Genomic DNA, 14962 nt, shown 5'->3' with positions numbered 1-14962 from the left:
CAATTTCAGTTTTAATAGCAGGCATTTCTTGATATCTATGTAAGTCATGGTTTCCTGCACATAAAAACACTGCATTATCTTTTGTTTTTTGTAATAATGGATTTAATAGTAAGTCTTTAGCTTCTAAAAAAGTAGATGAAGAACTGCCATCATTAACAAGATCTCCCGTAAAAAAAATATAATCAATATTTTTATTCTCAATAGAATTTACGATAGCTTCTACAACCTTTGTCTGGTCGTAGTCATACTTAGGTACTTTCTGATAATGAAAGTCTGTCAAATGTAAGATTCTCATATGTATATTACGTTATATCAACAAATATACAAATATACATAATGTAAGATATCAATTTAACATCTTTTTTTGCATAAAAAGATTGTTTTCTTAATTCATTCCATTGTTTTCTATTATTAATGCTATAAGTTGATTATGTGCGAGTCGTTTGTGTGCTGTAATTTTGTCATTTATACTTTCTCTTCTTATTTGTGACATTTTTTAACTAAGACGGTTGCTGATATCTAATAATTTCAAGGAAGTTAAAAGGGAAAAGATAGTTGTAAAACATAACTCTTTATTAATCATTTTAGGGCATGTAAGTTGAAGAGTAGATAACATGCTTCATTCTTTTCAAGTTTGATAGAAAGGAAGTTTTCTTGATTACCATCCTAATAGTTTTTTGTTTTACTATCACTGAGCAGAGAGTCCTTACTTAGCTATTTTGTAAACTAGAAATAAGAACTTTACAAGCATCAATTAATTTTATTTATATGCACTTTCGACTATCCCTTCAATCTCTGTTCCGTCAAAGTCCGATTCAACATAACGCAACATCAAATACATAAGAGCATCATCTTTTGAGACACCATAGTCATGTAATTTACAAGCAAACCGAAACAGATTGGAATTCCGAAATCCCCGACTAACAGGAAAATACCTATCCGATAGTTCTTGTACTTTCTTTATAGCCTGATCAGGATTCTTAAATTTAGGTGGCTGTAACATGAGATTTTTCCAAAATGTCGTACCTGTACTTTTTATAGTCTTTGATGCCACATAAGGAGTAATCTTGCCTGTTGATGAAGCAGGGACAAAGTGGTATGTCTGTGAATCTGCATTATAATATACCTTTGGATCATAACTTATGAAATGTGCCCGTGACAAATTATCACATTTAGAATCTATATGCGTATTCCCCAAGTACCCACTGATTGAGCTATACAGTTCTTTATGAAAAGCTGGATCAAGGGAATCATGTTGGATAATTAATTTTATTCCTCTTCTTGGGGAATGGAAAGCCATCCTGACATAGGGATCACTAGTGTATTTCACCCAATCAGAATCTCTTTCCGATAACTCATTGGGGAGATCATAATCTAAGTCTATACAGATATAGCAAGAATAATCTGATAATGCCGTATCTAATCTTTTCCCAAAAATGCCATTAACCAAAACTACAGGTAATTTCTTCTTTAACCAATCTTGTTTTTTCTTATTACCCATATTTCTCTGAATATCTAAAGTAATATCCTTTATATATCCATAAGGAGTTTCTATTTTATTCTTTAGATCAAGTAGTTCTGATATACAGACATACTGATGCCTAAATAATCCTTCTATTAAAGTTATCTTATCTGTCATATTCTATTTATTATAAAAGGTGGGATTTAAGTTATTAATCTCTTATATAATAGTAATGTAGATCGTAGGAGAATATCCCACCTAACGAATTTTTACTATCGTACCACTTTGAGGATAATATTATACTCCTTCTTTAACGTATCTTTTAACGGATCATACGAGCGAGCTTTCTTTTCTTTCATAGGGATAAGTCCAAGGATGTCCTTCAACCTAATTGTAAGTGTATATGTTCTACAATACTTTATGGTATCCAATAGTTTAGGATCATATCCACACAAGGCTACTACCTTCTTAAGAAATACAGGTGTTCTTTTTGTCGCTGGCATAAGAACAGGCATTCCACTTATGCTTACCCCCGCATCACTATTCTCCTTGAAATAATCAAAGACATCTTTCATTAGCTGTGGATCTATATCATCTGAATAGAATACATGAATCGGATCACCATTATGTTGTCTTATCCGTAACCGACATATAGCTTGGATCATTCCAGCTATTCTTATTCTTCGTTCAGTCGAATGAATGCCGTAGTTTTTATTAATCAAGGATAATCCAGATTTGCCCGTTCGCCATTCTCCGACAAAAGAGATGCCTGCATAATTACTAAAAGCATTGGTAGCTTTATCTTGACCGGAACCACGATAGATAATACTGTATTTTCCTGCCAATCCTTTTTTATTTAGTTCTTCTTCAAGCACTGTCATTATATTCAGGTGCTTATCTTCTTTATCTGGATCACTGTCTCTGGCTACCATATATTTCCATGTGACAATAAGCAACGGAGAAGCCTGTTGTATCTGATCTGCCAACTCATCAACTATATCCTGTATTCTGTCACGAATTGTATTATCGTCTACATCTTTCTCGAACAACCATCTTTCAAGGGACATTGGAAATTCTTGAAAGGTTATAGGTGACGAGTACATCTTTCCCGAATTCTGGATCAACCTAAAAGGTGTTTTCTTATAATCGCTTAACACATCCGCAGTAGCATCCAGTATGATAACATTCATCTGCATCCCCTTTACCACCCAATCCTTTATAAAGTGATATATTGGATAATACTTCCCTTTTGCATTCCATATAACTGAATAATTTTGGTTGATATACACTAATACCTCTTCCTCTCGATATGTATTCAGGGCTGACTTAGTACTATATAAATGATCGTTGGTTTTTCTTAAGAATGTACTATTCACAGCCTTCATTTCCTGTATTCCCAAACAATGGTAATATAAACCTGCTCCAACGGGGATGCTACCTTTTGATGATGTCCCCAAGTTGCCCATATAAGCAAGAATTTTAAGCCGTTCAAATGTATTAAAGGATTGTATAAAGGATGGCTGTTCGTCTATAATACAAAACTTGCGTACTTCGGTAGACTTTAGTAATGCTCCTAAGTTTCCAGTATATTTAGCTATATCAACTATTTTCTCATTATCATAAGCAAATAGGGCTGGCAGATAATCCAAATAGAGGTGAACACTGGGAACAATCAGAACCTTTTTCTTTGTTACCTGTTCAGGATGTGCTATGTAACTACTGTAGTAATAATCTTCTTGATGTAAAATCACTATTTCGTCTTTCAATGCAAGGAGAGACAGACTTTCCAGCCTTTTCTTCATATCATTTGCATCGGCACGTGTAGCAACAAAGATTACGATTCCTTTATCACATCTCTTGGCAACCAGATTACAAGTAGCCGTACTCTTTCCACCTCCACATGGGAGAGGAACAATAAAAGCCCCTCCCTTACATGGAATTATGGCATCTCCGGTTTGATGTTTAATAGTTAAATTTGTATCAGACGGATCGAACACAACTTCTATGTCCTTGTAGTCTCTTACTTTTGGCATAATGCTATCTCTTTAAAAAGTCCATTTTCTACTTCTTGGCATTTCTGTGAGTATATCTACCGCTATATTACTATCAAGTATCCTTGTCTGTTGCAATGCAAAGTACAAGCTAATATCTTCTATTAATACTAATTTCCGATCTATATCAGTATCAAGAAGAGATATCAATTCTCCGTTATCATCTACAGCCAACCATCCCCTTGATAAGAATATCTTAGCAGGAATTACATGTAGCATCGGTGCGTTGGCATTATAATGTAGATTGCATGTCAGTTTTCCTATGAGTCCTGTGTCTAAGCGTATCTTTTGCGGCAAACATAAGACATATCCTTTTTGTTTTAATTCTTGTAATGTCATCATATCCTTGTTTTATTATATTCTCGTATCACTTTGGTAAACTTATCACTATGGAGAGGAAATAGAGTTTAACCTTTTCAATTATGATTTGAGTGTAATTCGTAATTCTCATTAAAAGAGAGAGGTCTCTCACCCCTCCCTCCATTTTTTCAATTTTAGCTTAAGGTTTCTCGCTCGGTAAATGCTTTCCAATAACTCTTGAAAAGACCTGTAATAACCTGATCTTTGCTCCTGCTAGTAGTCTTCTTTGCATTATCAAGAGATTCTATCTGCTCTTTTGAAAGAGAATTTAGAAACTCGATGACATGAGCATACGCATCGTTAATCGGCTTGTTTTTGTTAATGAGTTGCTCTACAAAACTAAATAGCATTTTAGGAGTTATTTTCAAGCCAACTGTCTTTATGTTCAATTTAGCAATAGCAGCATCATAAAGATTTTTATTACGGTCAAGTCCATCCTCATCAACTAGCGTTTCCAATTTATCAGGGTCTTTTGAATCAATGGCAGACTTAATCGTGGCTTTTGAGTATATCTTTTTACCCCCAGTAACGAATAAGGAAGCCGCAGAATCAGAAATGTTTTCTGTATTTGCTAAAGATTTCAGCCATTCCAACTTGGAAGTATCAAGACCACGAACTTTTGCTGTCTGGATAGCCATCGTTAGCCAATCAATTCCATCCCAAGGATTCACAGAAGTATTCGCCTCCTTTAATATCGTCATAAGATCATATTGATCTGTAAGTGGTAGAATAAAGTAAGCTTCATAGTCCTCACCAGCCTTTTTAAGTTCTTTAATGGCTTCCCAACGGTGCTGACCATCCAATATCACTAGAATGTGTTCAAGATCAGGGGTATCCTTGGTTATAACATTGCCATTATAGTCCACTACATCAAGACCTGCTTCGATACATTCCTTAGCCGAAAGTACCAAGAAAGGGGTTATAACACCCTTTGCGGCTCTGATTGATTCAATCTTCTTTTTTACCTCCTCCTTATCAATATCCCTGTTTACTAAGATGCGAGCAAACCGATATTTATATATAAGAAGAGTTGTGAGAGTAAAAATTTGACCACGAGTGAGTTTTAACGGTTCTTGTTCAGTCTCCTTATCAGCTTTCGGAGACTCTACTGAGGCGTTCTTACCTTTTTGAGGAGCTGCACCATTCTTTTTTGCGGATTTCTGTTCTTTCTGCTCATTTAACACAGCACCTACTGTTTTTCTTTCTTCTTCCATTTTCTAAGATTTTAGTGGTTATTTTTTTAATTTCGTGAGCAAATATAAGTGAATAAATCAAACGTTTTACACATATTAATTTTCTTGACTTCAATTAGTTACATACACGATTACTTGATTATAATCGATCTTATATCACTACATTTTATTCTCATATTTGAGCATATTTAGCCATAGCTGAACCTCATTGACCATCTCTGATTTGTTTATCAAAGAGTCTTGCTGGACATTCACTAATGAAACTGTTACCATTGGAGCTACACCAATCTCTCCAATCTGTCCTACCTGTTCATTTAAGACAAGTAATTCCCAGTTCTTTTCTTTCATGCTTTTTCTTGATTTATGAATAGACAGCTTCACCATTGAAAATAGCCGGCATATTTTCCAACGAAACTGTCTATTCCGGTTAATTACTTGGAGTACTTACGCCCCCATTTTTTATTAGACACTCTTAGTAAATCTAGAGCTAGATCTGCATCGACTACAATGATCTTCCCATTTTGAGAAATAGCTGCATCGATGACACCACTTGATTTGATTCTTTGAGCTGTTGCTTGACTACAGCCAAAGAGCTTACTTATGCCAAATAGACCATATACATACCGTTTCTCACTTGACGGATTTGTGTTAGCTCTTCCATCTTTACCTTCATTAGCAAACCCTTCATTTAATGCCTCTATCAGATCACCTAAGGTAGCTTGGAAAAGAGGCTTATCTCTTAGTTCGAAAGTTTTCATTATATATTTATTTTATATTACTACTCTATTGAAATCCTTGCTACGATCGTTTTGATTTCTGGCACAAATATATGCACAAAAAAATGGAATTACAGCAAGTGTAATTCCATGATTATGAGATATATAATGCAAATTATATGAACGTTATATATATGTTATATAGAATATTATATAATGGAGTCAATTAGTATCTTTCCATTTTAAGATTCTTATTTTTTGGATATTCTCCGCTATCTCTAATCTAGTCTCTTCCGGTAATTGTTTTGTTCCTATTTTCCCCGTTTTTAATGTATTCTCACTTAACTTTTTCCCTTTCGGCATAAAAATATTACTGGTTATTTTCCATATGCCATCAGGAACAGTTTTAAGTTTTCCTTTAGCATCTTTACCATATAATTCTCTTATAAAAACTTGAAGGGTGTGACGGTCACCATTCCATAATACAGTTTTTGTATCAGTATTAGATGTACTGCTCCCTAAAAAAAAGCACAAAGGCTGTCCGGCATCAACATAACTATAAAAAGCTTGGTGAAGTTTTACTAATTTCTTATTATCAAATCCATCTGGCATAGGTAAGCGATAAATATCATTATTTGTTAATGGAGAATCTACAATATCACAAAAGTGAATTATATGTTCATCGTTTTTGTGTTTATACATATTATACTCATCCTGCATAAAGCCATCTATACCTAAATCTCGTAATTTCCTTATAATCCATTCTTTTTCCTCATTTTTTAGCGTATTATTATGCATCATGCGAAAAAATGGAGATAATATACGTTTCTCAAAAAAAGTATAATATGTCCGAAAACAATTTAGTTTATCAAGAGCATAAGTATATGTTAGTATCACATTCTCTAGATTGAATATACCAGTGGTGTATATATTACTTTTCCATTCTTCATATTCAGTACTAAACTCTCTTACTACACGATCTATAGCCACAAATTGAATAAAAATCCAGTTTAATTCATATTGTTCATTTTTATGGACAACGGGTAATCCTCTTTCTAATATTTTTTTTCTAATATAATCATCATAAAAAAACTTAGCCTTAAACATCTCACTAATCCAATTGTTTATTTTATCACTATATTCAAAAAGAAACCATTTGGGAAAAGATTTTTGGTCTGTTTGATATGTATTCTCTAACGATTTTTTTTCTTCAAACGTAAAGCATCCGGGATACAAAAAATCTAAAGCATCTGTCAAATTCATAATAGAGAAAATCATTCTTAAAAAAGATTCTGTCGCAAATTCTGTTTTTTTAGAATCTAAATTCAGACATTCTTGCTCAATTGTTTTAGATTCATATTCAAAATATGAATGGATCTGACTAGACCAGATACTAGCTATGGATTTTGGAAAATATAAAGTCATTAGATAAAAATAAAAAATAAATCTTCGGTCTGGAGATAACGAGTCTGTTGTCATCTTTTTCCTATTGATTTCATTAATCGAAGAGAATAATAATGGAGCGATCGCATCTTCTATTAAAAATTGTCCGTAACTATCTTTATCCTTACCGATTAAATAAGTATCCTTGTCTATTCTCTTATAGAAAATACTAGCTTCGTTTAAAGTGATATTTTCGTTTTCCATAATAGTATTAATTTAAGCAATTACAATAAAAAGCAGCACCCGTTTTTCCCGAATGCTGCCTCAAATATATGAAATTTTGTTAAGCTATACTCCTAATATGTTCACAAAGTTCTTTCAATTGTGCCGGATTCATTTTATCTAGCCTTTCTATGATATCAGACTTATATTGGTGAGTATTCCATTTCTCCATTTGCATCTTCTGTGTTTCGTCTGCTACCTCTATATACGGTTTCATACTTTCATAATCTGCGTGTCCGGTACAACTCATTACTACTGTCGGAGATATCCCTAAAGCTAAGGAACAGCAAACGAAAGTTCTACGTCCATCGTGACAGCTTATCGTTTCATAAAACTTATGGATTTCTTCATGCCGTTGCGTACCTATAAAGTAGGTTTCAACTATCTCTCTATCTAAACCAGCCAACTCGGCAGCTTCTTTCAGGTAATCATTAAGTTTCTGATTCGAAGCAACAGGGAATATTGTACCGTTCTTGGAGTGATACCATGAATATTTATCTATAATCTTTTGAGCATCTTCTATTATAGGAACAGTAATTCTATCATTCGTTTTTTGAGTATACATCTCAATATTCCCATTTGAAATATGCGCTCTCTTTAATGCGCTTAAATCAGAATAACGCAAAGATGTAAACGCCATAAAACAAAACATATCTCTAGCTCTATCTAAATACTCTTTACTTTTAGGAAATTGGAAAGATGCAAAATGGAGTAATTCTTTATATTTCAAAAAAGTCACTTCCTTTTTAGTCACAGTTAAGTTTACTTTATAGCTGAGTACTCCTTGCTCTACCGGATAACCATTAGCATCAATCCATCTAAGAAAAGACTTTAATATTCTGAATTGTTTTACAGTGGTGCGGTTACGATATCCATTTTTTACATACCATTTTTTAAGTTCTGTCATCTTATTCTTATCAAGTGTCGCTAGAGATATGTTGGGATCACAGCTGTTTAAATGATTCCATGCTTGAACATATTTATGATGTACAGATTCACTCCAGCTTCTTTCTGTGGAGCAAACTTCTAAAAAGTCATTGAAAATTTCACGAAAAGACTTTTCCCGCTCTATTGGATTATCTGGTACTACCTCTTCTTTTATTCGTCCCAGCTTCTCATTAACCAGTTCCTTCAATTCCCTTTTGGTTGGCAACTGAGAATTTAAGCTGTATTCTGTAAAAGACTCCTCGATGCACTCTAGAAATTGAGAAATACGATTGTTAATATCTCTAGCTACCACCGTCTTTCCACCAACTTTATGAGTAGTATTATACCTAGCTCTTTGGTTCTCTTTATCCCATTTGTCTGGATCGGCATTACAACCAACAGAAAAACCAACTTCGTCCTTCCGATTATTCCATCTAACACGAATAACTACTTGTCCCTTATTATTAAGGAATGCTCTACAACTGTGATTAATTTCTATCATACGTCTTACTGTTTTGAGGTTTATTTTCAGCGAAGATAGAAATAAAAATCGTGGGGAATACAGGGTAATTCTTATTCCCCCCTTTTTTGAGCATACAAGATTTTATGTGCTATAAAAAGATGTGGTTAATTACATACAGCGTTGATATACAGTAATATATGTAATCGGATCAAAGCAGTTATGATCAAAGCAACAATACCTCCAGCTCCACTTTGTACTGATCATTAGTATCTATAAAAAGAACACTCAATGTTGCAAAAGTAACATTGAGTGTTCTTTTCTATGGGGCTATCAATGAATTTATTCCCCCTCGTGAGCCATTAATCTTTATATCTGTATCAGGCAATAGCATTTTAATGCGCTCTATTCCCTCTTTGGTTATCTTTCCATATAGGTTCAACGATTTGATTTTTATCTTTGATATTTCATCCGGTATATCAATCTTATCGATAAACTGGATATCCAGTCTTTTTATCTCCTTCAGTTCTAACAAGACAGTAGGAAACTTCTTTACCCTAATGTTAATACCACTGCCCCAGCCATCATTTTGGGCGTCAGCACTCAACTTGTTTTTTAATCCGTCATTGTTAACGTCTTTCTTTCTGACCATCCAACCTATTTGTGGTCGCAGAGCAAAATTCTTACTATTTTGCTCCAGTCCGATGAAACCTGCCCAAAATTCCAATGGGGTCTCTTTGACGGCATCGGGATATACTTCCTGATACTTTACATCTACCTTCACTATTTCGTCGGGGAGACAATTTCTGCCTTCAAGCTGTTTCAGATTATTTCTTTTTCCTTTCTTGTCATACGGGAAAAATTTAACAATCCATCCGTCAATAATATTCGGAGCGCCGTATTGCTTCTGTGAATGATATTTGAACATATTGCGCCAGAAGCTTTTGTCCACCTGGCCTTTGGAGGCTTTGACAAATTCTTCCAGAAGAGGTTCCAGTTCGGAAATCCACCATTCAAGTTTATATTCTTTCAGGCTTCTGGCTTTCTGTAGAACTTTCTCCCAGTCCTCCGGAGTTCCTTCGAGGGTTATTTCAGGTATTCCACAGACAATGCGTATGATTATAAACTCAAAGTATGGCTTCACAGCTTCCATGATTGTTATTTCAGAAGCAACTTTCTCTAAGGAGGTGGTTGTTGAAAAATTACAGGTAAGCAACTCAGTCAGATGGTTACCGACGTGTTCTGATATTTGTTTTGTGAATTGGGGAAAGATCTCTTCCCATGAAAAAGTAGGGTCTTCCAGTTTCTTGTCCGCTCTTACAATTAAGGACAGTTTGCCGGAGAAGTCAACGAGATCATTTCTCATCGATTCCTGATTGGCATTTATATGCCGGGCAAATCCCTGGCTGATTAGTAGCCAAATCATGTCTGGGGACAGAACAAATGGCCTGTGATCTGCATAAGCCTGATACATACCGTTGAAAAAAGAATTAGGACCAAAAGATACCAGACTGTCAGGAGATTGGCTCTTTGCAATGATATGATAAGGAATTTCGATATGCTTCTTTTTTATTTCATAAGGCTCTATGTTCATGTACGATAATATAAGACTTTTATAAATGTCGTCTTGGGAATTCAAATGGAGTAATTCTTCAGGCTTTGAAAGCTTTTCAACTTTAAAGGTGATTCCATTTTGAGCGAATATGGGAACACTGCAAGATATTAATAAGCCAAAAAGTATGTTTTTCATAATCTTAAATGATTCTATGGTGGCATAAACTTATCAGGTATGTCTATGCTTTTCATAGACGATATGCAAATATAACATTATAAGAAGTAGATTAAACAGGATATTAAATGTTTTTTGATTTATATCTATAAAAAACATAAGCGTATTATTTCTTGAGCCGATAAGCGGGAATTATTCGGGAATTTGTAGTAAGTTTGCTCTGCTAATCCTAAAGAATGACGCAGAGAAAGATTATACATATCGACATGGATGCCTTCTATGCCTCTGTAGAACAGCGTGATAATCCTGAACTTCGTGGCAAACCTTTGGCAGTAGGTCATGCTGAAGAGAGGGGAGTTGTGGCTGCTGCCAGCTATGAAGCCCGGCGTTATGGTGTCCGTTCGGCCATGTCCTCCCAAAAGGCGAAACGCCTTTGTCCCCAACTCATCTTTGTACCCGGCAGGATGGATGTTTATAAATCCGTTTCCCGTCAGATACATGAGATTTTCCACGAATATACAGACCTCATCGAACCTCTGTCTTTGGATGAGGCTTTTCTGGATGTTACTGAAAACAAGAAAGATATTTCCCTAGCTGTGGATATAGCCAAGGAAATAAAGCGGAAGATTCGCGAGCAACTCAACCTTGTTGCCTCTGCCGGAGTATCTTATAATAAATTTTTAGCTAAAATAGCTTCGGACTATCGCAAACCGGACGGCTTATGTACTATTCACCCGGAACAAGCTCTTGATTTTATCGCCTGTCTTCCTATTGAATCTTTCTGGGGAGTGGGACCTGTGACTGCCAGGAAGATGCATTTGCTGGGTATCCACAACGGACTTCAACTACGGAAATGTTCTCTTGAAATGCTGACTGGTCATTTTGGAAAAGCAGGTACGCTGTATTATGAATGTTCGCGAGGCATTGACGAACGCCCTGTCGAAGCAATTCGTATTCGTAAATCTATCGGCTGTGAACGTACATTGGAACGGGACATTTCGGCCCGTTCATCGGTCATAATCGAATTATATCACGTTGCAGTAGAACTGATTGAACGTCTCCAGCGAAAAGACTTCAAAGGAAACACGCTTACCTTGAAAATTAAGTTTCATGATTTTAGCCAGATCACCCGAAGCCTTACTCAATCGCAGGAACTGACTACCTTAGACCGGGTACTCCCGCTTGCCAAGGAACTGCTTAAAAGTGTGGAATATGAACAACATCCAATCCGTCTCATCGGGCTTTCTGTCTCCAATCCGAAAGAAGAAGCCGATGAGCAACACGGTGTTTGGGAACAGTTGAGTTTTGAATTTAGCGATTGGGATTAAGGTATGAAAAACGGGAAGAGAACAGGATGTCAAAATAGAGCCTTTATTTGGACTAAACAGCGGCTCTGTTTAAGGAAGACAGAGCCGCTGTTTAGCTAAAATTGCACCTCTGTTTTCTTGGAACGGAATCTCTGTATTTTGAGAAGAAATCTCTGTTTAAATATGAGTGAAATCGATTGTTCTATAACCTAAAAGCTTAAAATGAAGCAATTATGAGTACAAATTTTGAAGTATGTACTTTTTTGTCATTAGGTTCGTATGATTTGCTCACCTCATTTTTTATCAGATACACTATCTTTGCAATACTTAAATGAATGAAAATACCATGACTCGAATGAAACATTTGCTTTGTGTTTTTCTGGTAGCAGCTTTGGGAAGTCTTTCTTTCAAGGCAAACGCATATACCGAACGCAATATGCTGCAGAAAGCGGCAGACGAAACTACGTTGAAAAACGTGTTGGTAATGAAACAGGCTTGGGTGCCTTACCCTGCTTATACAGATCGCGCCGCTTGGGACTCGTTGATGGGACCTAACAAACAACGCCTCATCGAAGCCGGTGAAAAACTCCTCGACTATAAATGGCAGCTGATACCTGCCACTGCTTATTTGGAGTACGAACGTAGCGGTAACCGGAAAGTGATGGAAGTTCCTTATGACGCCAACCGTCAGGCACTCAACACCCTGATGCTCGCCGAACTGGCTGAAGGAAAAGGACGTTTCATCGACCAACTACTGAACGGAGCATATATGAGCTGTGAAATGAATTCATGGGTTTTATCCGCACACTTGCCTCGCCAGAGCAGCAAACGTTCACTGCCCGATTTCCGTGAACAGATTATTGACCTCGGTTCAGGCGGATATGGAGCTTTAATGGCTTGGGTACACTATTTCTTCCGTAAACCATTCGACAAAATCAATCCCGTGGTATCTTTACAAATGCGTAAAGCAATCAAAGAACGTATTCTCGATCCATATATGAACGACGATGAAATGTGGTGGATGGCTTTTAACTGGAAACCGGGGGAAATCATCAACAACTGGAATCCCTGGTGTAACTCAAATGCCCTGCAATGTTTCTTCCTGATGGAGAACAATAAAGACAAGTTGGCAAAAGCCGTTTACCGCTCCATGCAATCAGTCGACAAATTTATCAATTTCGTGAAGTCTGACGGTGCTTGTGAAGAAGGTACATCCTACTGGGGACATGCTGCCGGAAAACTCTATGATTATTTGCAGATACTCTCCGATGGTACAGGTGGTAAACTGTCTCTGTTCAATGAACCGATGATTCGCCGGATGGGAGAATATATGTCCCGCTCATACGTGGGTAATGGCTGGGTGGTGAACTTTGCTGACGCATCGGCACAAGGAGGAGGTGATCCCTTATTAATCTATCGTTTCGGTAAAGCTGTAAACAGCGATGAAATGATGCATTTTGCCGCTTACCTGCTGAATGGGAGAAAGCCGTATGCCACCATGGGCAACGATGCTTTCCGTTCGCTCCAGTCTCTGCTTTGCTGTAATGAACTCGCAAAAGCAACTCCGAAACATGATATGCCGGATGTTACCTGGTATCCCGAAACGGAATTCTGCTATATGAAGAACAAGAATGGTATGTTCGTTGCCGCTAAAGGCGGATTTAATAACGAAAGTCATAATCACAATGATGTAGGGACCTTCTCTCTATACGTGAATACGATTCCCGTGATTATTGATGCCGGTGTAGGTACCTATACCAAACAGACGTTCGGTAAAGACCGCTATACTATCTGGACCATGCAGAGCAATTATCACAACTTGCCGATGATTAACGGAGTACCGCAAAAATTCGGTCAGCAGTATAAAGCGACAAATACAGTTTGCAATGAGAAGAAACGGACATTCTCTACTGATATAGCTACTGCTTATCCGGCAGAGGCGAAAGTGAAAAGTTGGATTCGCTCTTACGCACTTGATAATAATAAATTAACTATTGGCGATACTTATACATTAGATGAGGTTATTGCTCCTAATCAACTGAATTTCTTAACTTGGGGCAATGTTACTTTCCCGTCTGAAGGGAAAATCCGAATCGAAGTGAAGGGACAAAAGGTGGAAATGCATTATCCGTCACAATTTAAAGCAGAACTGGAAACAATCAAATTAGATGATCCGCGCCTGTCTAACGTATGGGGCAAGGAGATTTACCGCATCACACTAAAGACAGAAGAAAAGAAAGCGACTGGTAAATATGAATTTGTGATCCAACAAGTGAAGTAAGATGAAGTAGATTCTTTTAAATAAGAAAAAATAAAGTATAAACATTTAAATCACAGTAAGATGAAAAAAGTTTTATTTGCCGGCCTTTTGGTCATTGCAGGAGTAAGTGTAAGTGCACAGAACCTGATAAAGAATGAAAAATTCGCTACCGAAGTAAAGACTAAAGTGACTAACGCTAACAAAGCTGCCGCAGGAGAGTGGTTTATTTTGAATAATGAAGCTGACGGAGTAACTACTATTGCTTGGGAACAAACGGGAGATGCCAAATATCCGAATGCGATGAAATTTGATAATTCCGGTGCCGAAAAAAATATCTCTTGGTACAAGGCTTTTCTGGGACAACGTATTACCGATGGTTTGGAAAAAGGCATCTATGTTCTTACTTTCTATGCAAAAGCTAAAGAAGCTGGTACTCCGGTAGGTGTATACATCAAACAGACCAATGAAGAAAAGAACGATAATGGTAAGTACAATACCACTTTCTTCATGCGTAGAGATTATGATGCGGATGCTCAACCGAATGCTTCGGGTGCACAGTATAACTTTAAGATTAAAGATGCTGATAAATGGACTAAAGTAGTGGTTTATTATGATATGGGACAAGTGGTTAATGCTATTAGCAGCAAGAAGGCAAATGCTGACTTGGAAGTATCTGACACGGATGATGACGCTGCTATTCTGAAAGATTGCTATCTGGCTATTCTTTCACAAAACAAAGGTGGCGTTGTAGAAATCAGCGACGTGACATTGAGAAAAAAATAAAAACTAAGGGTGGGTAAGTGCCTGTCACTCATAAATTGCTATCTTTTTT

General features: G+C 36.6%; 13 protein-coding genes. 3 read left to right on the top strand and 10 right to left on the bottom strand.

Annotated features, from left to right (window positions below):
• From I2I13_RS21610 to I2I13_RS21565, 10 genes are all read right to left on the bottom strand, one after another.
• The coding region (locus tag I2I13_RS21610) for a metallophosphoesterase (RefSeq protein ID WP_195650478.1) at positions 1 to 295 on the bottom strand (295 nt) is incomplete at its 3' end.
• Positions 296 to 760: 465 nt separating this feature from the next.
• Complete coding sequence (locus I2I13_RS21605; RefSeq protein ID WP_195650477.1) at positions 761 to 1639, bottom strand: BT4734/BF3469 family protein; 879 nt, start codon at positions 1637 to 1639, stop codon at positions 761 to 763.
• 95 nt (positions 1640 to 1734) lie between these two features.
• A complete protein-coding gene (locus I2I13_RS21600; protein WP_195650476.1) occupies positions 1735 to 3495 on the bottom strand; it encodes a hypothetical protein in 1761 nt (586 codons plus the stop codon).
• Between the two features lie 12 nt (positions 3496 to 3507).
• Positions 3508 to 3855 carry a hypothetical protein gene (locus tag I2I13_RS21595; RefSeq protein ID WP_061474000.1) on the bottom strand — a complete coding sequence of 116 codons (348 nt, stop codon included), beginning with the start codon at positions 3853 to 3855 and terminating at the stop codon, positions 3508 to 3510.
• A gap of 152 nt (positions 3856 to 4007) precedes the next feature.
• The gene (locus I2I13_RS21590; protein ID WP_122201300.1) at positions 4008 to 5087 is read right to left on the bottom strand and encodes a hypothetical protein; all 1080 of its coding nucleotides are present in this window, start codon (positions 5085 to 5087) and stop codon (positions 4008 to 4010) included.
• Positions 5088 to 5225: 138 nt separating this feature from the next.
• Positions 5226 to 5414, bottom strand: a complete 189-nt coding sequence (locus I2I13_RS21585) for a hypothetical protein (protein WP_022471604.1) — start codon at positions 5412 to 5414, stop codon at positions 5226 to 5228.
• Between the two features lie 83 nt (positions 5415 to 5497).
• Positions 5498 to 5824 carry a DUF3853 family protein gene (locus I2I13_RS21580; RefSeq protein ID WP_061474004.1) on the bottom strand — a complete coding sequence of 109 codons (327 nt, stop codon included), beginning with the start codon at positions 5822 to 5824 and terminating at the stop codon, positions 5498 to 5500.
• Between the two features lie 180 nt (positions 5825 to 6004).
• On the bottom strand, positions 6005 to 7429 hold the full coding sequence (locus I2I13_RS21575) for a hypothetical protein (protein ID WP_118036712.1): 1425 nt from the start codon (positions 7427 to 7429) through the stop codon (positions 6005 to 6007).
• A 79-nt stretch (positions 7430 to 7508) separates the two neighbouring features.
• Positions 7509 to 8876, bottom strand: a complete 1368-nt coding sequence (locus I2I13_RS21570; protein ID WP_195650475.1) for a site-specific integrase — start codon at positions 8874 to 8876, stop codon at positions 7509 to 7511.
• A 280-nt stretch (positions 8877 to 9156) separates the two neighbouring features.
• The gene (locus I2I13_RS21565; protein WP_195650474.1) at positions 9157 to 10584 is read right to left on the bottom strand and encodes a DUF4419 domain-containing protein; all 1428 of its coding nucleotides are present in this window, start codon (positions 10582 to 10584) and stop codon (positions 9157 to 9159) included.
• Positions 10585 to 10799: 215 nt separating this feature from the next.
• On the opposite strand from I2I13_RS21565, the gene dinB reads away from it, so the two are divergent.
• The 3 genes from dinB (at position 10800) to I2I13_RS21550 (ending at position 14913) form a co-directional block, all read left to right on the top strand.
• Positions 10800 to 11891, top strand: a complete 1092-nt coding sequence (gene dinB / locus I2I13_RS21560) for a DNA polymerase IV (RefSeq protein WP_148364413.1) — start codon at positions 10800 to 10802, stop codon at positions 11889 to 11891.
• Between the two features lie 325 nt (positions 11892 to 12216).
• Positions 12217 to 14151 carry a heparinase II/III family protein gene (locus I2I13_RS21555; RefSeq protein ID WP_195650473.1) on the top strand — a complete coding sequence of 645 codons (1935 nt, stop codon included), beginning with the start codon at positions 12217 to 12219 and terminating at the stop codon, positions 14149 to 14151.
• A 60-nt stretch (positions 14152 to 14211) separates the two neighbouring features.
• On the top strand, positions 14212 to 14913 hold the full coding sequence (locus I2I13_RS21550; protein WP_074557373.1) for a DUF4627 domain-containing protein: 702 nt from the start codon (positions 14212 to 14214) through the stop codon (positions 14911 to 14913).
• Positions 14914 to 14962: the final 49 nt, after the last annotated feature.

Origin of the sequence: Bacteroides sp. D55t1_190419_B8 (genome assembly GCF_015558905.1) — a bacterium.
GTDB lineage: Bacteria > Bacteroidota > Bacteroidia > Bacteroidales > Bacteroidaceae > Bacteroides > Bacteroides vicugnae.
The sequence above is the reverse complement of the archived record's forward strand: the minus strand, read 5'-3'. Positions and strand labels throughout refer to the sequence as shown.